At 50.4% G+C, this 22,678-nt stretch carries 18 protein-coding genes; 11 read left to right on the forward strand and 7 right to left on the reverse strand.

Annotated features, from left to right (window positions below):
• Positions 1 to 89: 89 nt before the first annotated feature.
• From dgt to VN23_RS14685, 6 genes are all read left to right on the forward strand, one after another.
• The gene (gene dgt / locus VN23_RS14660) at positions 90 to 1,328 is read left to right on the forward strand and encodes a dGTP triphosphohydrolase (RefSeq protein ID WP_046351452.1); all 1,239 of its coding nucleotides are present in this window, start codon (positions 90 to 92) and stop codon (positions 1,326 to 1,328) included.
• 424 nt (positions 1,329 to 1,752) lie between these two features.
• Positions 1,753 to 3,435, forward strand: coding sequence for a ShlB/FhaC/HecB family hemolysin secretion/activation protein (locus VN23_RS14665; RefSeq protein WP_046351451.1), 1,683 nt, complete (start codon positions 1,753 to 1,755; stop codon positions 3,433 to 3,435).
• Between the two features lie 551 nt (positions 3,436 to 3,986).
• Positions 3,987 to 8,861: a hemagglutinin repeat-containing protein gene (locus VN23_RS14670; protein ID WP_046351450.1), complete on the forward strand. Its 4,875-nt coding sequence runs from the start codon at positions 3,987 to 3,989 to the stop codon at positions 8,859 to 8,861.
• A gap of 288 nt (positions 8,862 to 9,149) precedes the next feature.
• Positions 9,150 to 9,740, forward strand: coding sequence for a hypothetical protein (locus VN23_RS14675; protein WP_052746535.1), 591 nt, complete (start codon positions 9,150 to 9,152; stop codon positions 9,738 to 9,740).
• Between the two features lie 35 nt (positions 9,741 to 9,775).
• The gene (locus tag VN23_RS14680) at positions 9,776 to 10,528 is read left to right on the forward strand and encodes a hypothetical protein (protein ID WP_052746534.1); all 753 of its coding nucleotides are present in this window, start codon (positions 9,776 to 9,778) and stop codon (positions 10,526 to 10,528) included.
• A gap of 244 nt (positions 10,529 to 10,772) precedes the next feature.
• Positions 10,773 to 11,324, forward strand: coding sequence for an NADPH-dependent FMN reductase (locus tag VN23_RS14685; protein ID WP_046351449.1), 552 nt, complete (start codon positions 10,773 to 10,775; stop codon positions 11,322 to 11,324).
• Between the two features lie 306 nt (positions 11,325 to 11,630).
• Here the strand turns inward: VN23_RS14685 and VN23_RS14690 are convergent, their stop codons facing one another.
• Both VN23_RS14690 and VN23_RS14695 read right to left on the reverse strand, forming a co-directional pair.
• A complete protein-coding gene (locus VN23_RS14690; RefSeq protein ID WP_046351448.1) occupies positions 11,631 to 12,413 on the reverse strand; it encodes a DODA-type extradiol aromatic ring-opening family dioxygenase in 783 nt (260 codons plus the stop codon).
• A gap of 141 nt (positions 12,414 to 12,554) precedes the next feature.
• On the reverse strand, positions 12,555 to 12,962 hold the full coding sequence (locus VN23_RS14695) for a DoxX family protein (RefSeq protein ID WP_046351447.1): 408 nt from the start codon (positions 12,960 to 12,962) through the stop codon (positions 12,555 to 12,557).
• A 778-nt stretch (positions 12,963 to 13,740) separates the two neighbouring features.
• Between VN23_RS14695 and VN23_RS14700 the strand changes: the two genes are divergently transcribed.
• From VN23_RS14700 to eco, 3 genes are all read left to right on the forward strand, one after another.
• Positions 13,741 to 14,679, forward strand: a complete 939-nt coding sequence (locus tag VN23_RS14700; protein ID WP_046351446.1) for a LysR family transcriptional regulator — start codon at positions 13,741 to 13,743, stop codon at positions 14,677 to 14,679.
• Between the two features lie 193 nt (positions 14,680 to 14,872).
• Entirely contained in the window at positions 14,873 to 15,391 is a 519-nt protein-coding gene (locus VN23_RS14705; RefSeq protein WP_046351445.1) for a hypothetical protein, read from the forward strand.
• 434 nt (positions 15,392 to 15,825) lie between these two features.
• The gene (eco, locus tag VN23_RS14710) at positions 15,826 to 16,293 is read left to right on the forward strand and encodes a serine protease inhibitor ecotin (RefSeq protein ID WP_046351444.1); all 468 of its coding nucleotides are present in this window, start codon (positions 15,826 to 15,828) and stop codon (positions 16,291 to 16,293) included.
• An 84-nt stretch (positions 16,294 to 16,377) separates the two neighbouring features.
• Here the strand turns inward: eco and VN23_RS14715 are convergent, their stop codons facing one another.
• The gene (locus tag VN23_RS14715) at positions 16,378 to 16,809 is read right to left on the reverse strand and encodes an SRPBCC family protein (RefSeq protein WP_046351443.1); all 432 of its coding nucleotides are present in this window, start codon (positions 16,807 to 16,809) and stop codon (positions 16,378 to 16,380) included.
• Positions 16,810 to 16,902: 93 nt separating this feature from the next.
• Here VN23_RS14715 and VN23_RS14720 point away from each other — a divergent pair, with 93 nt between their 5' ends.
• Positions 16,903 to 17,232: a hypothetical protein gene (locus VN23_RS14720; protein ID WP_046351442.1), complete on the forward strand. Its 330-nt coding sequence runs from the start codon at positions 16,903 to 16,905 to the stop codon at positions 17,230 to 17,232.
• Between the two features lie 146 nt (positions 17,233 to 17,378).
• On the opposite strand, the gene VN23_RS14725 is transcribed toward VN23_RS14720, so the two are convergent.
• Entirely contained in the window at positions 17,379 to 17,954 is a 576-nt protein-coding gene (locus tag VN23_RS14725; RefSeq protein ID WP_046351441.1) for a hypothetical protein, read from the reverse strand.
• A gap of 213 nt (positions 17,955 to 18,167) precedes the next feature.
• Positions 18,168 to 18,974 (reverse strand): uroporphyrinogen-III C-methyltransferase, encoded by an 807-nt coding sequence (gene cobA, locus VN23_RS14730; protein ID WP_231743437.1) that lies wholly within the window; start codon positions 18,972 to 18,974, stop codon positions 18,168 to 18,170.
• On the opposite strand from cobA, the gene VN23_RS14735 reads away from it, so the two are divergent.
• Positions 18,970 to 19,221, forward strand: a complete 252-nt coding sequence (locus VN23_RS14735; protein ID WP_046351439.1) for a hypothetical protein — start codon at positions 18,970 to 18,972, stop codon at positions 19,219 to 19,221. The genes cobA and VN23_RS14735 overlap by 5 nt on opposite strands.
• Positions 19,222 to 19,357: 136 nt before the next feature.
• Here VN23_RS14735 and VN23_RS14740 read toward each other — a convergent pair whose 3' ends face one another.
• Together VN23_RS14740 and nirD are read right to left on the reverse strand one after the other, a co-directional pair.
• Positions 19,358 to 22,048 carry a nitrate reductase gene (locus VN23_RS14740; protein ID WP_046351438.1) on the reverse strand — a complete coding sequence of 897 codons (2,691 nt, stop codon included), beginning with the start codon at positions 22,046 to 22,048 and terminating at the stop codon, positions 19,358 to 19,360.
• Positions 22,049 to 22,262: 214 nt separating this feature from the next.
• Complete coding sequence (gene nirD, locus VN23_RS14745) at positions 22,263 to 22,586, reverse strand: nitrite reductase small subunit NirD (protein ID WP_082752796.1); 324 nt, start codon at positions 22,584 to 22,586, stop codon at positions 22,263 to 22,265.
• Positions 22,587 to 22,678: the final 92 nt, after the last annotated feature.

Raw genomic sequence — 22,678 nt, forward strand, 5'->3', positions numbered from 1 at the left:
TCTTTACCTAGCCAAAGATAAAGCACAGCCCTACAAATTTAAACATCCCAGCTGATATCCAGCCTGAGATTGCAGCACAAAGGATCACCATGTACTCAGCTCAAACCATAGAATTTGCACAGCATAAAGAAAATGAAGCCGAAAAATTAGCCTACCGCTTCCACGCCGAAAAAAGCATGGGCGGCAGAGATCGCGATAACTATATGCGCGACTATGCCCGCGTTTTATACAGCTCATCGTTCAGACGCCTGCAAGGAAAAATGCAGCTGCTTAGCGTGAACAACACCAAATTTAGCCGCAACCGCCTAACGCATAGCTTAGAAGTTGCCCAAATTGCCCGCAGCATCGCCATGGATTTAGGCCTGAAGCACCCAGCCGTTACCGAAACCTGCGCGCTGATTCATGATATTGGCAATCCGCCATTTGGCCATCATGGCGAGCGTATTTTGCATTCGCTCTCTAAAGAAGTAGGCGGCTACGAGGGTAATGCCCAGGCATTTAGAATTGTGCATAATTTAGAAACCAAGAGTATTCATTACTCAGGCCTAAATTTAACCCTGCGCACGATATGGGGCACGATTAAATATTTTCATACTTCGGCAGAAAACCCGAATAAATTTCTTTACGATGATAATTACACTTTTTTAAAAGAGCAATTAGATAAAAACAATATCACCGACACCAAAAGCATTGACGCGCAAATCATGGATATTGCCGATGAAATTGCCTATGCCGCGCACGATTTAGAAGACGCCATTAATGCCGATATGGTGGATATGGGCGAGCTGCTGTACTCGTTTAAAATTAACGAAAAATACAATAGTGCTTACGATACGTTCAAAGACATTATCGAAGCCTGCCAAAAAGAAGCCGGGGATGCTTATTTAATGCGCACTTCGGAAGAATACTCTTATATTTTTATTAAAGAGCTCACTTCAACGATTATCCATACCCTTTGCCAGGATATTGCAGTGGTGAATAATAATGGAGTTGAAGAAATTGGCTATCGCCAGCACGCTAAACTAGCGGCAGGCTTAAAAAATGTTTTATCTAAAATGATTCTTAAAAAGAAAAGCATTCTGCAATATGAAAAACGTGGCGAGAATATTATTCGCGGTTTATTTCAGGTTTATTCGGATGAGCAATATAATCCAGACCTACAACTATTCCCTGCCGAGTTGCGCTACCGCGTAGGCAAGGAAAATAGAATCCGCCTGATTACCGATTATATCTCCGGCACCATGGATGCCTTTGCTACGCAAGAATATATTAAGTATTTTGGTGAATCTGAATACAATAAATTATATAAAAACCATATTGCACCATAGATCTTTGCCCATTGACCGCATTGTAGGGCGGGTGCAACCCGCCCTACAAAAACAACACTTCACCACCACAAGCCCACCATAAAAATATCTATTGCTTCAACGCCGAAGTCACGGCCCATCAGGCGACTTCACTGGCGCTAGAGGGCTATCTCTGCGGGCTAAACCCCGAGTTTCATGCGCTCACCGCTGGTTCACTGCGAGCCACAGCCATTGATGAGGTAGGGGATATTCACGCGATTAAGCTGGATAAGCATCCGTCGCCACACTGTTTCAGCCAGAGCGCAAAGCATTAAGCGACCTATGCCCGCCCATTGTGAAAACTTTTTCTTCCGCTACCCACTAAGCACTATGAAGTACAGACATTCATTTACAACTTGCCTAATTTAAAAAAAGAAAACGAATCAATTAACGAAGATACCCCCCCTTGACTAAAACTCAGCGCACTCTTTTATCCGCCCTCCTTGCCAGCCTTAGCTTTGCGAGCACAGCAGCAGATACGAAGCCGGATCTGCCCATTATGCAGCAATCAATGGAAGAGCATTCCCGCCGCATGATGCAAGAAAATGCGGATAGATTCCGTAACATTGTGAACGATCAGCGCATGCGTCAACTTAAAAATGACGACAGCGCTCTGCCAGCCAACCCAGCCATGACGATGCAACAGTTTGATTGCCTAGCGATTAAGGGGCTAAAGCTGGCGGGAATAGAGCTACTAAGCCATGCAGAAGTCAATGCGCTAGGTTTACCCAATGCCGAATGCCTGAGCAATCAGGATATCAATCGCTTTATTCAGGCACTCACTACGCTTTATGTGCAAAAAGGCTATATTGCCGTGCGCATTTTAGCGTCGGGGCCGGATGCGGATGGGGTGTTAACACTCAGGGCGGTTGAAGGCCATGTTGAAGCCATCCAAAGCGTCGATCGCCGCCTGAACACGGTTACTTTATTTCCGGATGTAATCGGCCAGCCGCTTAATATCAAAGATATCGATCAAGGGCTGGATCAGGCGAATCGCTTGCAATCCAACCAGGCCACCGCCGATATTTTGCCTGGCACAGCTCAGGGCGGCTCAATCCTCGTGCTGCGCAATCCTGAATCCCAGCCTTGGCATGGCGGCTTATCACTTAATGATGGCGGGCAAGAATCAACCGGCGAGTGGATTGCCGGCATCAATGCATCTTGGGATAGCCCATTTGGCGCGTCTGATTTCATTAGCATATCCAGCCAAAGCAGCACCGATAATCCCAATACCCGCTATAGCCGCAGTAGCTCTTTGTTTTACTCCCTGCCCTATGGCTACTGGACTCTCAGCGCCTTTGCCAGTGAATCCCGCTATTTAAACACCCAGCAATTAAATATTTACTCTGTTCAGCTATCAGGAGAATCCAGCCAAAGCGGCGTGCGGCTTGATCGGGTGCTCGCCCGCAGCCAGCACGCCACCAGCACGGCCAGTGTGCAGCTTAGCCATAAGCGCTCGGATAATTATTTTGAAGATGGCTGGCTGGATATCAGCAGCCCCAAGCTTACCGTCATGGAGCTGGGCTTTAACCAGATGTTGATCAGCGATAGTGGCATCTGGGTGCTGGATGCATCGCTAGAAAAAGGCCTCACTTGGTTTGGTGCAGATCAGGAGCGGCCCATCGCCGACTGGCCCACGCCAGAATTCACCAAGGCCAAGCTAGGGATCAAGTTATATCGAAATTTTGTTATCGCAGAGCAAGCCATCAGCCTGCAAAGCAGCTGGAGCTGGCAAGGTAGCCGTGATCGCCTGCCTGCCATTGAGCAACTAGAGCTAGCCAGCCAATCTGCAGTGCATGGCTTTAAGCGCAATTCTTTATCAGGCGAAACAGGCTGGTATTGGCGCAATGCCCTATCTACCCGCCTCCCCATATTGGGCGCTTATTTAAGCCCAAGAATCGGCCTTGATGCTGGGCGTGTTTTACAAAGCAATTTGGGCTATCAAAGCCTGGCCGGAATAACGATGGGCTTAAGCTTCAATATGCAGGATATTAATATTGATCTGGAATACAACCGCGCACTCCATATGCCGGATGGATTCAAAAATGAAGAAGGCCAGATTATTTCCAGATTAAGCTGGCAGTTTTAAAACGGCTTTTCTATTCAAGCCAATGACATACAGAATATCTTTCGCAGGGCGGGTAAAACCCAATCCTATCAACTTAAGTCCCCCCCGAAATGATGCTCTTGTAGCTTGGGTTAGCGGGTTGGTTCGTCGATTTTAGGCGAACAAACTCGCGTAACCCAACATGTAGGCGCAAAAGAATATTGGGTTACGCGATATATCGCTGGGTGAGGTAAACCTCACACGCAGACTGCTAACCCAACCTACAAATTCACATTAAATTGATTGGATTGGGTTTCACCCGCCCTACGCCTCCCAAAACCCAATCTGTAATATTCACAAAAAAAATCTGCAAGAAGCATAAGTTTACTGCGACTAAGTATTTGCAAAGAATAATGAGTCCTGATCACCCGCTATTTTGTCTATTTTCAGAAAAAAATGCCCCTTAGTGTGAATACCCTATTAGGCAAGGCCTATAAGGCTGTATTAGCCTTTACTAATAACAACTTAACAGCATTTCTGCGATAAATCATGTGGTGATTGGCACTCTGTCCAACAAACTAGAGGTACGAATAATGAACTTTAATCTTTCTATCAGCGGCAAAATTTCTGCGGCGCTCATTATGGCCTTTGTGCTTACAGAGAATGTATCTGCCAACGGCATTGTGGCGGGAGGCGATGCTGCCAAGCAGGCACAAATCAGCACCGCGAATAATGGTGCAGCCGTGGTGAATATTGTGGCGCCTAGCGCGGCGGGTTTATCGCATAACCAATTTAAAGACTTTAATGTAGGCACCGCCGGTGCTGTTTTAAACAACTCTACCATTGCTGGCCAATCACAATTGGCAGGCCAGTTGAATGCCAATAGCCAATTGGGTAATCAAGCCGCTAAAGTGATTTTAAATGAAGTAGTGAGCCGCAATCCTTCGCTGCTATTAGGTAAACAAGAAATCTTTGGTATGGCTGCCGATTATGTATTAGCCAATCCCAATGGCATTACTTGCGATGGCTGCGGCTTTATTAATACCCCTCGCGCCTCTTTGCTGGTGGGTAATGCCAATGTGCAAGATGGCCAAATTCAATCACTAGAAGCGGCAAAAAATAATAATTTATTGCAGGTACAAACGGGCGGCGCGCGCGGCGAGAAGGTATTAGATTTAATTGCCCCACGTATTGATGTGCGCGGCAATGTGCAGGCAGAAAAAGCCGTGAACGCGGTAGCAGGCTTTAATAGCGTCGTTTTTGATCATTCGGTGGATAGCATCAGCGGCAAAATGCTCACTAGCACAGCGGCCCCGGCAGTCAGCGGCTCTTTAGATAGCTATTACCTTGGTGCAATTCAGGCGGGGCGGATTAATTTGATCAGCACCGCAGCGGGTGCTGGGGTCAATATCACGGGCCAAGTTCAGGGGCAGGAAGCGCTTAATATTGAAAGCTCTGGCAAGCTTAGCCTGAGTGCAGCCCAGCTTAAGGGCCAGGCCATCAGCTTGACCGCCCAGGATATCGAAAGCCGCGGCAAAATCAGCACTAAAAACACGCAAGACCAAAGCCATAATGAAAGCTGGTTTATCTGGAAAACCGGCGAAACCGATACAAAATCCGCCAGCAGCAAAAGTAGCATTGAGCGCAGCAGCCTTCAGGGCGATGACATCAGTATCAAGGCTAGCAATGCCGCATCGCTCGCCGCCACAGATATCGATAGCAATAATCTAAACCTTAGCGCAGCCAAAATTGATTTAGACGGCCAATTACTCAGCAATAGCGAAAGCAGCAGCAATAACGCCTGGAAAAACTCCTGGGCGTATAACAAGGCCGAATCAAGCAGCACAGAGCAGCAAATTGGCACACGGATCAAAGCCAGAAACGATATTCAAATTAGCGCCACCGCTGGTGACCTCAATCTAAAAGGCAGCAGCATTCAGGCGGCAAACCAGCTAGAGCTGGCAGCCAGCGGCAATATCGCACTGGCAGGCTTAACAGAGCGTGATAGCAAATCAGATAAGGGCAATCGTAAAAACGACGGCGCCAGCCTGCAAACCGGCTCATGGGACAATAGCAGCAGCAGCGAGCGCTTAGTGAGCACGGCATTGCAAAGCGGAAAATCGCTGATTATTAACGCTGCGGGCAATATCGATGCCACGGGCGCGCAAATTAATGCCGGGGCAGATAGCCAGATTGCAGCCAAAGGCACGCTTAATATCGCCACACAGAGCATTGCCAATAGTAGCCAAACTCAAAACCAGCAAAAGTATTGGGGCGGGATTGGCGGTGGGGGTGAAAAAAACAATGGCACCGAGCAAAGCATTAATGTGCGCTCCAATATTAATAGCGATGGCAAATTAAGCCTGATTGGCGAACAAGGTATTCGCGTTAATGGCAGCACCGTTAAAGCCAAACAAGGCGCTTATGCCCAAGCCACAGCAGGCGGCGTTATCATTGATAGCGCGCGTGATTTAAGCAAAACCAGCATCGATCAGCGTAATGGCACGGTGTTCAATATCACCAGCAACTCTAATCAAACCAAAAGCAGTGTCGAAACCAATCAGGCATCTACTTTGCAATCAGATGCAGATTTAAATATCGTTTCTGCTCAGGATATCGCGGTGATTGGCAGCAATATCAAGGCCAAGGATCAGCTTAGCCTTGCTGCCAAAGGCAATGTTGATATCAGCAGCGCCGCTAATACCGAGACCAGCAAGGGCACGGAAACCAAACTAGAAGTCAAAGGCTACGCCAAAGAGCAAAGCGATAAGCAATACCGTGCTGGCGTGCGTATTGAGCACACCGAAACCAAAACCGATATTGAAAAAACCAGCAACACCGGCTCTGCCATCAGTGGCGGCAGCATCAGTGTGAGCGCTGGCAACGATGTGGCCATTAAAGGCTCCAGCGTTGAAACCACAAAAGGCAATGCAGACATCAGCGGCAAGAATGTAGCCATTACCGCCTCGCAAGATACAGAAAAATCCAGCACCAGCAGCACCGTAACCGGCGGTGGTTTTTACTACACGGGCGGAATTGATAAAGCAGGCAGCGGCTATGAAGTAGGCCAAAGCAGCCAGCAAACCGATAGCAACAAATCCACAGCCAACACCTCATCGGTAAAAACGGCAGGCGATTTAAACATCGATGCAGGCAAGATCAGTAATGAAGGCACACAGCTGGCAGCTGGCGGCAATGTTGCACTTAAAGCCGACAGCATTGATAACAAAGCCGCCACCAATACCAGCCATACCGACACCAAGAACAGTAACTGGAGTGTGGATCTGGGTGCCAATGTGGATTACAGCAAAATCACCCGCCCGGTTGAAAAAGCCGTCAGCGGTGTAATTAAAGGCAATGTGACCGAAGTAAGCGCACTGGGAGACATTGGCGCGCCCAATGTGGGTATCGATGTGCAAATTAAGGCGGGCAATAGCCAGGGCAGCAGTAACAGCAGCAAGGCAATCGTCAGCCAAATCAGCGGCAAAGATATCAGCATTAACACGAAGGGCGCACTGAGCGATCAAGCTACGCAATACAAGGCAAATGGCAAAGTAGATATCCAGGCAGGCAGCCATGATTTAAGCGCCGCAGCCAATACGCAATCGTCCACACAAAACACCGTGCAGGGCCAAGCTGATGCGCGGGTTTATACCGAAACCGGTAAAGACGTAAATGTGAATGCCAGCGGCAAGGGTGGAAATCAAACCACCGCCTCCAGCCAATCGGATGCGATTACCGGCAGCATTAATGCTAAGCAAGGTATCAATATTAATGTGCAAGATCATGCCAGCTATCAAGGCAGCCAGATTAATGCAGGCGCGGGAAAAACCGTCATCAATGCCGGTGGCGATGTGCGCTTTGATCAGGCCAGCAACAGCCAGAGCGCCAGCAGCAAAAGCCTTGATGGCAACGCCAAACTGAATATAAATGTGAGCAAATCAGCCGGCGGCGGCGCAGGTGTGGGCGGGCAAATTAATAGCAGCGAAAACAAGGCCAGCACGGCGGTGGTTGCTAGCCTCGATGGCAAAGGCGGTGTAGAGATTAAATCTGGTAAAGATCTGACACTGCAAGGCACGCAAATTGGCAAGCAAAACGCCGCAGGCGATGTCACGCTGCAAGCTGCCAATAAGGTAGATTTCCAAGCGGGCAGCAATAGCAGCAGCAAAACCGGATCTACTATTGGCGGCAATATCAGCGGTGGTGGCGGCTCTAGCAACAGCAGCGAAAAATCATCTAGCAATGTGAACTTTGCTGCCGATTTTAATATCGGCAAGGTGAATGAATCGGCCCATAGCCAGACCGCGGGCAGCATTAATAGTACGGGCAATGTAGTGATCAACGCGGGAGCCACCGCTAAAGACGCAATCAACCTGGCTGGCACGCAAGTTAAAGCAGAAAACGTGGCGCTGGATGCGGCCAATGGCGGTATCGGCATTCAATCTGCGCAATCTGGCAAAGAAAGTAATAACTGGAATGTAGCCATCGGCGGCGACGCAAAAGCGAGCCAGTCTTTTAATAAAGACAGCAAGGGTAAGGTAGATGAAGGCAAAGACACTTACGGCATTAACGCTAAAGTTGCGGTGGGCGTGGATAAGCAAGATATCTTGCAACACCAGAATGCCAATATCGATGCCAGCAAGGTCAGCATAAATAGCAGCAAAGATGTGAGCATTCAGGGCGGCAATATCAAAGCTGATGCGGTAAACGGCAAAGTGGGCGGCGATTTAATCGTTAGCAGCCAGCAAGATCGGGATCACAGCACAAAGGTAGATATAAGCCTTAGCCTGAATGCTGAAAAACATCAGGGCGAAAATGGCCTCGTTGCCGATAAATTAGGCGGGTTTGGCGATAAGGTAAAAGGCAAAGCCACCGACGCAGTCAATAAGGCTGCCGATAAAGTTGAAGCCAAATACGAAAGCTTCGCCTTTAACAAAGGCTTAAAAACCGACACCACCCAAGCGGTGAGCTTTTCTGCCAAAGATGGCGGTAGCGTAACCCTGCCAGAAAAAGCCACCAGCGGCCCATCTGAGGGTGGCAAGGTAGATGGCTTGGCGCGTAAAGCAGGTAATGGGATTAAAGATGCTTTACTTGGCAATGATAAAGAAGGCTCATCGATTACCCCATCGCTTGATTTAGCCGTTAAGCACAGCGCCAGTGATTTTGTAAAAACCGAATCAGGCATCAGCGGCAAGCAAGGCGTAACGCTGGATGTAGCCGGTAAATCGATTTTGACAGGCGCTAAAGTAGAATCCGCCGCGGGTAAAGTGGATATCGGCCAGGTTGAAACGCATCAGCTTAGCGGCCAGGAGTATTCGGTATCTGTAGGCATCAACGCATCGACCTCGGTTGGCGCAGTGATCTCTAATGGCATAGACAAAATCAGCTCAGGCACTACACCGGTGCTTCAAGTGGGTGTAACAAACAAGGCGCAGACTATAGATGGCGGGGTGATTTCGGCTCAATAAATCTTATTATTTGCCTGCGTGTATCTTACGCAACAGGTAAATTAAATAGCGTATATGCAATATGCGTAAATGTAACGATGATCGCTTTATGGGCAAGCTGCTTTAAGGAGGCCGCTTAGCCCAGCCGATCAAGGAATAAACAAGGCAAAGGTGGTACCAGTTTGTGCTTAAGACCCAAATTGGTGCCGCCTTGTTTATCCGAAAAAGCACGAAAAGCCCCTGCCAAAGGCGCTAAAAAACGTTGCTTTGATTGACTCTTAAAACTGAGCACTTACCGAGTATATCGCCATGAAATGGCCTTATCTGATTGCTGCAGTGACCCTTATTGCGCTTGGCGCTTATTCCCAATGGCCCACAGAGGCACAATCTGCCCCCGCAGCAGTAGCTGCTGGCAGCCCCCCTTCCAGCTTTCCCTCCCGGCCATCGGCCAGCACTCCCTGGTTAGCCACCGCATCAGCCGTAGGCTCCGCCAACACACAGAGCGATAGCGATCAGAATCATGATGGCGTGCCCGACGATGTAAATGCCTATATCGATCAGACCTACGCCTCATCCAAAACCAACCAGCTTGCCTTTACCCAGCTAGCCCAAGGTTGGGGCGAAGCCATCAATGATATTTCTACTTCTGCCCAAGCCAAGCAAGCCGGCGAAAAAATTGCCCGCGGCATTGCCTGCCTGATGAGCGATGACGTCACGCAAAAAACCGGTAAAACAGCACAGACCATGTATGACGAGCTGCTGAAAACCCGCGCCGAAATGCTAGGCACACCCAAACGCACCGAAGCCTATTTACGCTTTCAAACGCTGGCATCTGGCCAATATTTTACAGACCCCGGCAATCAGCCTTGTAATTTTAAACCTGCAGAACTAAGCAGCTAACACCACGATTTACCCACCCTTAACAGGAATTAATCATGTTGAAACGCCTTGCCCTGCTCGCCTCTCTGATGGCTGGCCCAGCCTTTGCTGCGCCTGCTGCCGTGGTTTTTGTAAATGGCATTCAAAATACCTTTGATGATTCTGTCGCCAGCATGCTGGTGCTTAAAGGCAATATGAAGGCCAAAAAGCTGGATAAAGACTTTGTCTATGGCAATGCCTATAACGCCAGCAATGGTTTTTTTAGTGATATGTGGCAGGTGTTTCAGCAAAAGAATCATGAAACGCAAGATGCCAAAGATTTCTGGCGCATGCTGGACGGCGGTACGACGCAGGCTGGCTGGATGAGCCAGGCCATTTACGATAAATATTTAAATGCCTTTGGCACCAGCTCAATGCCTGAGCTGCCCGAGCATTTAAAAATGTACCGCCAATATATAGCCGAAGGCCGCAAGCTGGTGCTGGTGGCGCATTCACAAGGCAATCTTTACGCCAATGCCGAGCAAAATATGCTGATCTCCGGCCCTAATAGCGCACAGGGCAAAGTGAGCAGTGTGGGCGTTGCCAGCCCGGCGCAATACCTGATGCCAGGCTCCAGCTATATCACCTCATCGTGGGATCAGGTCATTAACGGGTTGCGCCTGATTAAAAAAGCATTGCCATCCAATATCAGCATCGGTTTTCACCCCACAAAAGACACCATGGGCCATTCTTTTGTAAAAATTTATATGAACACCGAATACCCTGCTGCCGGGCAAGTGCTTAGCAAAGTAAGCCTGCAGGCGGCTTAATTAGGATCTGTTGACGTCTCATTCACAATTACGCTGAGCGAGAAAAATCCCTCACACATAGAGGGCGGGCTGGGGAATCATTTCACCAGCCCTATAAATATTTATCTGCCTGTGAAAAATCGTACGCTGATTGAAAACTAAGTCAGCTTGCGCAATTGATCCCTGCGGCGTATCACTAGATGTGCGAGTAGCGCCGTTTATAAAAGGCGCATTGCATCATCCACTTTTACCAAGGGGCATTAAGATGACAATCAAAGCAATCGGTTTTTCTGGCAGCTTACGTAAAGCATCAACCAATAGCGGCCTGCTACGCTGCGCCAAAGCCAATTTACCTGCAGGTATGGAATTAGAAATCGTCGATATCTCGGCCATTCCTTTTTATAACGGTGATATCGCAGCAAACGACCGCCCTGCCGTATTGCTTGAGCTACTGGCTAAAATTGCCGCCGCCGATGCGCTGGTATTAGCTTGCCCCGAATACAATTACTCCCTAGCCCCAGCGCTTAAAAACGTGATCGACTGGGCATCGCGCGAAGCCGACAACAAAGTGCTTAACGGCAAGCCCGTTGCGATTTTAGGCGCGGCTGGCGGCATGGGTTCTTCCCGCTCGCAATATCATTTGCGCCAAGTGTGCGTCTTTGTAAACTTGCTACCCTTGGCAAAACCCGAAGTCTTCGCCAACGCCTTTGCGGGTGGCTTTGACGCTAATGGCAATGTGACGGATGAAACCATCAGCAAAAACGTAGCGGCTCAGATGGTGGCACTGCAAGCGTGGACTAAGCAATTGCAGAAGTAAGATTGGGTGGGCAGCAAGTTAAGACAAATACATAGCAAAAGAGCTGATTTTTATAGGGTGTGCAAGTCGTTCTTCTTGCGCACCGGCCTGATTTTATCGTGGCCTCAGCTCGCTTTGATAAAGTGCTAAACCTTGAACCACGGAGTAAAACGAGGGCACAGAGGGTCACAGAGGAAACCACCGAATCTATCGTTTCCTCTGTGAAACTCTGTGTTCTCTGTGCTCTCTGTGGTTCGAGATTTTGCTTACTCAGCTTTAAGCTGAAGGGCCTTTATATGCCGCTAAAATTTGCTCACCAAAGCGCATTTAATCCTGCCAACGATACACATCCATCGCCAACACACCGCCGGTAATTCCACTATGGCTGCGCTCTACTTTCCCGCCTTGAGCTGCGCCCATCACCACAAAAATAGGCAATAGATGCTCGTCGCTTGGATGCGCACGGCTAGCTTCCGGAGCCTGACGGCGGTAATCGAGCAAGGCGTTAATATCGTTCGCCAACAGCTTTTCATTCATCCAGGCCTGAAAAGCAGGCACGTAGGCGGGTACGCGTGGATCGCCCTCAGTGATATCCCCCATCACCTCGTACAGATTATGGGTCAGGCTGCCCGAGCCGATAATCATCACCCCTTCCTGCTGCAAACCCGCCAAAGCCTGCCCTAGCCGGAAATGATGCTCTGGGCCTTGTCTTGGCTGAATAGACAGCTGCACCACCGGCACATCGGCTTTTGGGTACATCACCCGCAGCGGCACCCAAGCGCCATGATCCAAGCCTCGGCTAGGGTGAATCGCCACCGGTAAACCTGCGGCCTCTAATACAGCAGCCACTTTTTCTGCCAACCACGGCGCGCCGGGCGCTGGGTATTGCAAATCAAACAGCGCCGCAGGAAAACCACCAAAATCGTGAATCGTCTCAGGCTGGCTAGCCGCACCTACCGCAGGCTGCAAAGAGCCCCAATGCGCCGACACCATCAAAATCGCCTTAGGCTTAGGCAAATCCGCCACCAAAGCCTGCCAGGCAAGACCCGTTTTCCCAGCATCCAAAGCCAGCATGGGAGAGCCGTGAGAAATATAGAAACTGGGAAACATGGTTAATCCTTAGTGTTTGGGTATTTTAAAAACCTGAAATCTATAGACACAGAGCGCACTGAGATTCAAAACTGCACACAGAGAATCGCTTTTCTCCGTGAAACTCTGTGTTCTCTGTGGTTCAAGATTTGGGTTTAAATCTTAATCCGCAAAACGAGGTGAGCGTTTCAGAGCAAATGCGCCATCGCCCATCAATACTTGTACCAAGGCCGCAGCAATCAGAAACACGGGGTATTCCCAGCCGCCATTCGCATTGCCAAACGACCAGCCATTAGCAAAATGAACCGTGCTTGCACCTATCAATACCGGCAACAAGGCCGCCGCCACCAAACGTGGGTAAAGGCCAAGCAGCAAGAACAAGCCACCAAACACCTCAGCCCCCGCTACCGGATAAGCCATCCAGCCTGGAAAACCCACCGAGGCAAAAAACTGTGCCGTGCCTGGCAGAGTAAACACAAACACCTTGGTTAAGCCATGCGCCAGAAACATAATGGCAAGAGCAAGGCGAAGAACAAGGGCTGCGTATGGGGCGGTTTTGTTATCAATCATTTTGAATCTCCAGTGGTTTGCGCCATGTGTTTGGCATCGATGGAGTGCAGTATGACGATTGCCACTTAAGGGATAAATACAGATATCATCAAATAATTATCCCTGAATATGGGATAATTGGATGGGGGGTGGTGTAGCTCAAAGCAAAGTCAAAAGGATCTTTTTAGTGCCTTCGGCACGTTGATTTTGGAGCGGTTAGCCACTGCGGGGCCTTCCTTTCTTGCTTCGCCAAGAAACGAAGCCAAAGAAGGCGACCCCGGCCAGCACGAAGGCCCCTCATCTGCGGACAATCGAGCGGCGGCTGCGGAACTCGCTTCGCTCAAACAGTCCTCGCCGAAACCCCGCCCGCTTGTTCCTCGCTTCGGCGTGCTTCAAGGGGAGATTTAAGCCCCGTGCCGAAAGCGTGGTCATTACGTTTTTTCTTTGTTAGCTACTAAAAAATAAATGAGCCACACACAACAAAAAAGCATTAGGGACAGCGCTCTTGATACGGGGCTATAAAGTCCCCTTGAAGCACGCCGAACGAGGAATAATTAGCTCGGGGTTTCGGAAAAGGGGCAGCGAGGTAGCGAGCGAGCAGCCTTTTTCGCCAAGCTGATTATCCGCAGTGAGGGGATTTCGTGCTTTTGGGGTTGCGGCTTGGCTTCGTTTCTTGGCCGCGCAAGAAAGGAAGGTCCAGCGGGACGCCCGCACCTAAATCAACGTGCCGAAGGCACTAAAAAGATCTTTTTGAATTTGATTACGGCGGGCCCCACCCGCCCAAAACGAGCCCTCCATCATGGACAAACTCACCGCCATGCAAGTTTTCACCCGCGTTGTTGACGCGGGTAGTTTTGTAAAGGCTGCCAATCAGCTAGATATCTCCACCAGCGCGGTATCGCGTTTGGTGGCCGAGCTGGAAGCGCATTTAAATACCCGCCTCTTGCAGCGCAGCACCCGCAAGCTCAGCCTTACCGAAGCGGGCCGGCTTTACCATGCGCGGTGTTTGCAAATTTTGGGCGATGTGGCCGAAGCCGAATCAGAGTTGGGGCAGGAGGGCCAGCGCCCCTTTGGTTTGCTGCGGATTAATGTGCCCGTGTCTTTTGGCCAGCTGCATCTCTCCCCGCTTATTGCCGCCTACCAAAAAGCCCATCCCGATGTGATCGTGGAAATCGAGCTGACCGATCGCAGTGTTGATCTGGTAGAAGAAGGCTTTGATCTGGCGCTGCGCATCTCCGGCCAGATCACTGACACGCTGGTGGCGCGGCGTTTGGCAACGATTCGTATCGTAGCGGCCGCAGCGCCAAGCTATCTGGAGCAGCATGGCAGACCGCTTACTCCGGCGGATTTAGCCAATCATAACTGCCTGATTTACACCCATGGCACACGCCGGGGCGAGTGGGATTTTAGCGGGCCAGACGGCAATATCACGATTAAAGTGGCTGGGCATTTTCGCGCCAATAATGGCGATCTGCTACGCCGCGCAGCCCTTGCCGGGGAAGGCATTATTTGCGAGCCGAGCTTTTTAATTGGTGAAGACTTAGCCAGCGGCGCGCTAGAAATACTGCTGCCCGATTACGCCACGCCCCAGCTCGCCCTCTACGCCGTCTACCCCAGCCGCCGCCACCTCTCCGCCAAAATCCGCAGCTTTATAGACTTTCTGCCCGCACAAATGAGCAAGCCACCGGCTTGGGATGGCTGGATGAAAAAAGAGTACCCAGAAAAACCCAAATCTTGAGCCACGGAAAAAAGAGGTTTGATAGGTTTTTTCTATGAAATAAAGGCTCTCGTTTTATTCTGTGGTTCAAAGCTTAACCCCCTAGCAATCTAAGCTGAATAATCTTGTAAAGCAAAAAAATAAACCATTACATATGCCAAGAGATTGCCCGTGTATATTGCCTGCACTATTTGCCACTTTTGGACTCCTGCCCATGAAATCCCTAATCCTGATCAGCACCCTCTGCTCGCTCTTAGTGGCTTGCGGTGGGGGTGATGTTACTGTCAATAGCGATGGTATCAATGTTGTTGCCGTCGACACCGTGCCCACAATCAATGCCCTGCGAGTGATGGCTGGGGACAAAGACGCCAGCGGCGTTACCCCAATTAACGACGGCTTCTTTACCGTGGAATGGGATGCAAAAGCGACAGATGTAGCGACTTTCAATCTGCACCTCAGTAAAGATGCGCTGGTGAGCAGTGATGATACCGATTTGTTTTTTACGCTAAACCCAGAAAAAAACGCAAGGGCAACCCTGAAATGGGAGGCAGACAAAGACAATATCTCGCTCTCTGGCGTACCCACTTCGGTTAATTCTTTCTTAAGCAATAACTCAGAAGCCAAGGGCTACATCATTGCCAAAGCCTGCGGCTTTAAAATGGATACAGCAGGCGGATCGCGCAAGGAATGTGTGCAAAAAGAAGTGGCGATTCAACTCATCAAGAAAAACTAATAAGGATGAATCAGCTTTTCGTAGGGTGTACAACGACGTAGTCATTGCGCACCGAAAGTGGTGCGCAAGAAAAACGATTTGCACACCCTAAGCAAAATCAGACTTGCTCCTGTTTTTTGCCTTAAGTTGATAGGATTGGGGTGCAACCCGCGTATTTTATTGCTCGCGGCTTGCACCCGCCCTAGGAATAATATTTCGCTTAAGTCAATAGAATTAAATTTCATCCGCACTATATATTAATAATAAAATTTAGCCAAAATAATAATCACAAAAAAATTAATTGTTAATTTTTATTAAAATAAAAAACGTGATAAATATCATTAACTTTCTGTAAATAGTTGCTACTCTTTAAAGCTGAACACCAATATTATGCCTTATCAATTAGGCAATATCTTGCAATAAAGATTATCCAATAAACGTTTAAGGAAGATTAAATGAAAATTAAACTTGCCATCCTTACCGCCATCACCTGCGCCAGCACCTTTGCCGCAAGCCCAGATCCAATGAAAGCCTTTCCTGCGCCAGAAGCGGGCTTTGTTCGCAAAGTGATTCAGCTACCTAAAGTAAAAAATCCAGCGCTTTATCGGGTGCAATTATTGCCGGGCAAGATGATGGAAGTGGATTGCAATACCAGAAATCTAGGCGGTCAATTAAAAAAAGAAACGGCTCAGGGCTGGGGATATGATTATTGGGTATTGCCACAAATTCAGCCAGGTATCAGCACCATGATGGCCTGCGATCCTAATGCGCCTAAAAAACAAGCTTTTGTTAGCGTTTATTCAGAAGAGCTGCACCGCTATAACTATCAATTACCAATGGTTGTTTATTTACCTGAAGGCATTGAATTACGCTATCGTATTTGGTCTGCCAAAGATAGAACCCAAACTGCAGTAAATGGTTAATTAAAATATTTAAAAAGGCGATGCTGCTCAATGCTGGCATCGCCTTTTTAAATCTCCAGCATTTTTATCTTTGCGAGTAGCCAATTAAATATTCGCAGCCTGAGCGCCTTCTGCCTGTGCTTTAAGTCTTTGCAGGGTAATGGGTAGGCCCTTATCCACCAGCGGGGCAAGCATTCTGATTAACAGCGGTTTCAGCAGCCCGGCAAACGTCACCCGGTGCACAACTCGGGTACCGCCCTCAACGGCCTCCAGCTCATGATCAAAATCCATGCGAAACAGGAAGGTTTTACTGGTTACCGTAAAGTTACGGTTTAACTGAATAGCAGTCACCTCCATAGGCACGGTATTGCCTTTGGTAGGCGTCAAACTGCCCTTAGAGCCAAGCGTTAAACCCTCTTTTAATGAAGAGGACTTAGTATCCGGATCCCAGCCCTTCCAATTATCAACATCTTGGTAAATACGAAAAATCGTTTCAGGTGCAGCGGCAACCACAACTTGCTTCTCTACGATATTCATAGCTTTTTCCAAGTGACAACAGAGACACACGCCCACAGATTGCAAAGGGCAACCCAATTCATGACAACATACTACACCCAAGTATTGAGGTAAATGCCAGAAATTTGTCAGTTTAATGTATTAATTTATTGGTTATTCTATTGCGAAGAAGTTACGCCAGATTATTTATTCGCTCATCGCATGAGGCTTAAAAATCCCCTTGAAGCCGCGACACGAGGAACAAGCGGGCGGGATTTCGGCGAGGACTATTTGAGCGAAGCGAGTTCCGCAGCCACCGCCGTCCGCAGAGAGGGGTTTCGTGCTGGTCGGGGCGACCTTCTTTGCGTACTAGGATTTCTGGCCGTTCAAGAAAGTGAGTCCCACGCGGGGGATTCCCGCACCAAAATCAACGTGCCGAAGGCACTGAAAATAAATCATTTGTGATTAGCAGCATGGCTCAGCGCGGGTTGATAGGAATAAATCGACCCTAGCCCCTTTAACAAACAAAAAAGCCACGAGCAGAAGTCATGGCTTTTTAATGGCTTAATATTTTAAAAATTAACCGTGGCCTGTCCCCGGTTAATTAATATTCACTCAGCGCGGGTTGGTAAAACTAACTTATATGACGCTTCATGAGGAGCGAGAACATCGGATCGTGTGATAGAGCAAAACACCCGATCAAACTCCGACAAAAGCCAACGTGCAGAGATGCTAGCGTCTTCGTCTGGATCGTTTACCAACAAATCACGTCCCACCATGTCCCAGCCACTTGGACTTCGATTTGATGTTACAGGTACCTTTTTGCCAGACTTTTCCATTTTAGCGGCTGGCATTCTTGCAATTGCAAGCACCTGCTTTAAACCTTGCAAATCTAGAACAAGCCGCTGGCTGAAGCAAAGTTTTGCTTGGTGCATTGTTCTGACCACCTCGTATGCACCCAAAAGCCACAACCACATAAGTGACTCCGCCCTCTCAACAGTTTTGCCATCTATGCACTTCGAGGCAAAGCCCTTGTCTAGGTTCTCGATGATCTCCTCAGCAAATGAGCAGAGGACGTTCACTCGGCCTGAAAGGAAATATGAGAATGCTGTCAAGGGATCGCGCTCAACAGACTGCTCTTCTGTGGGATCGGTAAGGCATTCCTGAAATCGCTCGCAATACTTCATAAAGGACCTCACAAGCTATAGGCATACTAAAATGGTGACCCCCTCTTGAGATATTAAAAAACCACTTCAGCAAAAACGCTGAATACAGCAAGGGGCACCTAACAACTCTATATTACACCCTAAACACTGGAGCTTTCGCACTTGCCAACAAAGCATGTCAGTTTCATCGAACAAGAATGCGATATGTTTTTTGATTCCAACTCATTCAACACATCACGCCGCAACAGCCTCCCCCACCCCCCTCTCCCTCGCCTCCCCAATCGCCTCCCCAATCGCCTCCCCAATCGCCTCCCCAATCGCCTCCCCAATCGCCTCCCCAATCGCCTCTCCCACCAAAATAATCGCCGGGCTCCCCATTTGAGCAGCCTGTGCATCCAATGCCAAATGCCCCAAGCTGCTGATTAAGCGGCGCTCGGCTGGGGTGCTGGCCCATTGGACTACGGCGGCGGGGGTGTTGGGGCTTAGGGTTTTGAGCAGGCCGGTGGTGACTTGGGCGATACGGCTCATTCCCATATAGATCACTAGCGTGGTGCCGGTTTGGGCGAGTGCTTGCCAGTTTGGCTCGCTATGGTCTTGGGCGTGGGCAGTGACAAAGGTGACGCCTTGGCAGTGTTCGCGGTGGGTGAGCGAGATGCCGAGCGATGCGGCGGCGGCAAGGCCGGAGCTGATGCCGTTGATGATTTCAACGGTGACCCCAGCGGCTTGCAGAAAGCTGATTTCCTCCCCTGCGCGGCCAAACAGCAGCACTTCTCCGCCTTTTACCCTGACTACGACCTTGCCTTGTAAGGCATAGCGGCGCATCAGCCTTTGGATAAAATCCTGCGGGGTCGATTTACAGCCACCTCGTTTCCCTACCCGAATCAGCTGAGCTTGCGGAGCAAGGCTGGCGATTTCTGGATTGGCTAAATCATCAAGCAGCACCACATCGGCCAGCATCAGCGCTTTCATGGCTTTGATGGTAAGCAAGTCCAAATCCCCCGGCCCCGCCCCTAATAAAATCACTTTGCCTTGTTTCATGATTGGTTTTCCAGTGGGTTTGATTAGTTTTAGTGCCTTCGGCACGTTGATTTTGCTGCGGGATCCCCGCGGGGACTCACTTTCTTGCTTCGCCAAGAAAGTAAGCAAAGAAGGCGACCCCGACCAGCACGAAGGCCCCTCATCTGCGGACAATCGAGCGGCGGCTGCGGAACTCGCTTCGCTCAAACAGGCATCAAAGAAACCCCGCCCGCTTGTTCCTCGCTTCGGCGTGCTTCAAGGGGAGATTTAAGCCCCGTGCTATGAGCAGCGATATAACCGTTGATATTGGTTGACCTTGAAAAGGCTTTCTTTCAAAACACGACCTAACTAAAAAGCTGTTTTTCTCTGTGGAACTCTGTGGTTCAAGGCTTAACTCACTCCCCACATCACGCCTTAATCGCCTGATTACACATCCTGCTTAGCTCCGGTACGCAGGAGCCGCAGATGCTGCCGCAGCCTAGTTTGGCTTTTAGGCTGGCGATATCGGCCCCCAGCGCTACTTCCGCTCGGATGGCGGATTCGCGTACGTTGATGCAGTTGCAGATCACTGGGTCGCGCGGGGTGTTGCCGAGTTTTTTTGGTGAGGGTGAGAAGGCATTAATGCGCGGGCCTTGCCATGGGTTGCCTGCGATTAACTGCTCCAGCAGCGCTTCGCCGCCTTGGGTGTCGCCCGCCAGTACAAAGCCGGTGAGTTGATCGTCTTGCCAGCCGACGCGTTTAAGCAGGCCACGGCGGGCGTCGTGGTATTCGAGTACGTCGTGATTGGGGTAAAGATCGAGCGCGGTAAAGAGCTTTTCTAAGAGGCCTTCGGGTAGCATTTTGGCGGCAGCGCGTAGCACCAAGACTGGCTCGTCCCGGCCTTGCAGGCTGATGCTGGCGTAGCTGCAGGATTTTAAAAGCGGCTGTACGGCGGCGTGCAGCGCTAATACATCGCCTTTGCGAGCGGCTAATAATGCCCATGGCAGCTCTACTTTTTCGATACGCACGGCGGCGTGTTTTAGCTCGGGCTGAAACGATTTATCGTCGGTGGCGCTGCTGGCGATTTCATTACTGCCACTGCTATTTAAAAACTGCCCGCTCCAGTGCATGGCAGTAAAAACGCAGCCAGAGACCAGATCGGCAGAGAGCGCCAGCGGCAAAACCAGGCTGCCGCGCTTGCTACTCACGCGCAGCAAATCGCCCACTTTTAGATTGCGCCGCTCGGCATCCACCGGGTTCATTTCTAAACTTGGCTCGGGGCTATGCGCAAAGAGCGGCGGCAGGCGGCCAGTGCGGCTCATGCCGTGCCATTGATCGCGCAAACGGCCAGTCAGCAGATGAAAAGGAAATCGTGAATTGGTCGGCTCGGCCACCGGCAAATAATCCACAGCTATAAATTTGGCACGGCCCGTATCGGTAGCAAACACGCCATTTTGATAGCGCCGCGCCTGCCCAGTGCTTGCGCCCTGAGGGTAAGGCCATTGCTGCGGGGATGCTTCCAGCAGCGCGTAGCTTAGGCCGCCAATATCCAGATCGCGGCCTACCGTTAGCGCGCGGTGCTCGTTAAAAATGGCTTCGGGGCTGTCAAAAAAGAACAGGCCGGGGTGCGCTGGTTTTAAGCGCGCGCCCATTCTTTGCGCCACTTGCAGGGCAATCCAGCTATCCGATTTGGCCTCGCCTAGCGGCTGCACCGCCGCCCGAACGCGGGAGATGCGCCGCTCGGAATTAGTCACCGTACCTTCTTTTTCGCCCCAACTGCTGGCTGGCAGCAGCACATCGGCAAAGGCGGTGGTGTCGGTATGGGCAAAGGCATCTTGCACCACTACAAACTCGGCCATTTCTAGTGCCTGACGCACATTGGGTAAATCTGGCAAGGAATGCGCGGGATTGGTGCAGACGATCCACACCGCCTTGATTTGCCCCGCTTTAATCGCATCAAACATCGCCACGGCGGGCAGGCCCGGCTTGCCCGATACCGCGTCCACGCCCCAAAATTGCGCCACTTCGGCACGGTGCTGTGGGTTGGCAATATCGCGGTGCGCGGCCAGCATGGTGGCCATGCCGCCCACTTCTCGCCCACCCATGGCATTGTGTTGGCCAGTCAGAGAAAACGGCCCACTGCCGGGCTTGCCAATTTGCCCCGTCGCTAGATGTAGATTAATCAGCGCTAGGTTTTTATCCGTGCCATGGCTGGATTGATTCAGCCCCATGCAATACAAAGACAGCGCCGCAAGCGAGCGACCAAACCATTCGGCCGCTTGGAGTAAGTCGGCCTCCAGCACGCCGCATAGCTCGGCGACCATTTTGGGCGTGTACTGCCGCACCCGCGCTTTTAGCTCGGCAAAACCGCTGGTATGCGCCTGAATAAAAGCGGCATCCGCCAAGCCTTCCCACAAAATATGGTGCAGCATGCCGTGAAACAGCGCCACATCGGTGCCGGGCTGAATCTGCAAATGCAAATCGGCCATCGCTGCGGTATCGGTGCGGCGCGGGTCGATCACTATCCATTTGATATCAGGATTAGCCGCCTTGGCCGCCTCCAAACGGCGAAACAACACCGGATGGGCATAGGCCATATTGCTGCCAGCAAACAGCAGCGTTTGCGCTAATTCCAAGTCTTCATAGCAAGTTGGCGGGCCGTCCGCGCCCAGGGCCATTTTGTAAGCCGTCACCGCGCTCGACATACAGAGCCGCGAATTGGTATCAATATTGTTGGTGCCAATCAGGCCCTTAGCCAGCTTATTAAACACATAGTAATCTTCGGTCAGCAGTTGGCCAGAGACATAAAACGCCACCGAATCCGGCCCGTGCTCTTCAATAATCTCCGCAAACCGATCCGCCACCGCATCCAGCGCAGTATCCCAATCTACCCGCTGCCGAGCTTCTGATCGATTAGTGCGCAGCTCCGGATACATGGCACGCCCAGTGGCGCTTTGCACGCTTTTGGCCAGAGACAAACCCTTGGTACAAAGGCGGCCCCAATTGGCCGGATGAGCCGGATCGCCGCTCACCCCAACAATCTGCTCGCCCTCACTCTCGATCAACACCCCGCAGCCCACACCGCAGTAGCAACAGGTAGAACGGGTTATGGTGGTCATGGTTTTTCTCGCTTTCTGGCAAACATTCTTAGCAAATTACATAGAGAGCTAAACCTTGAACCACAGAGGAAAACGAGAACACAGAGTCCACAGAGAAAACCCAAACAAGGCATTCGATTTCCTCGGTGAAACTCTGCGTCCTCTGTGTTCTCTGTGGTTCAAGATTTAGCATGGCCACTTCCCGAACAGAAGCGCCGCAAGGAAGCTGCATCGCCTACAAACTCAAAAACACTTCACCTTCGACGACTTTTACGGGGAAGCGCCTAGCGCAGCCTTCGTCGGGGGCGCGGGCTTCGCCAGTGGCGAGATCGATATTCCAGCTGTGCAAAGGACAGGTCACCGATTCGCCGTGCACAATGCCCTGCGATAAAGGCCCGCCCTTGTGCGGGCAATGATCCAGCAGCGCAAATACCACATCAGCAGCAGAACGAAACACCGCCACATTGCCCGCAGGGCGCTGCACCACGCGGCTACCCAGCTTGGGGATATCTGTCACTTGGCAAATACTCACCCAAGGTTGATTGGCTTTCATATTCATTGCTTTGTCCTTTTTATAACGAATGCAAGCATTGCTAAACCTTGAACCACAGAGAACACGGAGTACACAGAGAGCCACAGAGAAAACCGCAG

It is taken from the genome of Janthinobacterium sp. B9-8 (assembly GCF_000969645.2).
In the GTDB taxonomy this organism is placed as follows: Bacteria; Pseudomonadota; Gammaproteobacteria; order Burkholderiales; family Chitinibacteraceae; genus Iodobacter.

Bases quoted from the DNA above. Each gene is read 5' to 3' on its own strand.
- dgt (WP_046351452.1), top strand. From the start codon at position 90: ATGTACTCAGCTCAAACCATAGAATTTGCACAGCATAAAGAAAATGAA.
- VN23_RS14670 (WP_046351450.1), top strand. From the start codon at position 3,987: ATGAACTTTAATCTTTCTATCAGCGGCAAAATTTCTGCGGCGCTCATT.
- VN23_RS14675 (WP_052746535.1), top strand. From the start codon at position 9,150: ATGAAATGGCCTTATCTGATTGCTGCAGTGACCCTTATTGCGCTTGGC.
- VN23_RS14680 (WP_052746534.1), top strand. From the start codon at position 9,776: ATGTTGAAACGCCTTGCCCTGCTCGCCTCTCTGATGGCTGGCCCAGCC.
- VN23_RS14685 (WP_046351449.1), top strand. From the start codon at position 10,773: ATGACAATCAAAGCAATCGGTTTTTCTGGCAGCTTACGTAAAGCATCA.
- VN23_RS14690 (WP_046351448.1), bottom strand. From the start codon at position 12,413: ATGTTTCCCAGTTTCTATATTTCTCACGGCTCTCCCATGCTGGCTTTG.
- VN23_RS14695 (WP_046351447.1), bottom strand. From the start codon at position 12,962: ATGATTGATAACAAAACCGCCCCATACGCAGCCCTTGTTCTTCGCCTT.
- VN23_RS14700 (WP_046351446.1), top strand. From the start codon at position 13,741: ATGGACAAACTCACCGCCATGCAAGTTTTCACCCGCGTTGTTGACGCG.
- VN23_RS14705 (WP_046351445.1), top strand. From the start codon at position 14,873: ATGAAATCCCTAATCCTGATCAGCACCCTCTGCTCGCTCTTAGTGGCT.
- eco (WP_046351444.1), top strand. From the start codon at position 15,826: ATGAAAATTAAACTTGCCATCCTTACCGCCATCACCTGCGCCAGCACC.
- VN23_RS14715 (WP_046351443.1), bottom strand. From the start codon at position 16,809: ATGAATATCGTAGAGAAGCAAGTTGTGGTTGCCGCTGCACCTGAAACG.
- VN23_RS14720 (WP_046351442.1), top strand. From the start codon at position 16,903: ATGCCAGAAATTTGTCAGTTTAATGTATTAATTTATTGGTTATTCTAT.
- VN23_RS14725 (WP_046351441.1), bottom strand. From the start codon at position 17,954: ATGAAGTATTGCGAGCGATTTCAGGAATGCCTTACCGATCCCACAGAA.
- VN23_RS14735 (WP_046351439.1), top strand. From the start codon at position 18,970: ATGATTGGTTTTCCAGTGGGTTTGATTAGTTTTAGTGCCTTCGGCACG.
- VN23_RS14740 (WP_046351438.1), bottom strand. From the start codon at position 22,048: ATGACCACCATAACCCGTTCTACCTGTTGCTACTGCGGTGTGGGCTGC.
- nirD (WP_082752796.1), bottom strand. From the start codon at position 22,586: ATGAATATGAAAGCCAATCAACCTTGGGTGAGTATTTGCCAAGTGACA.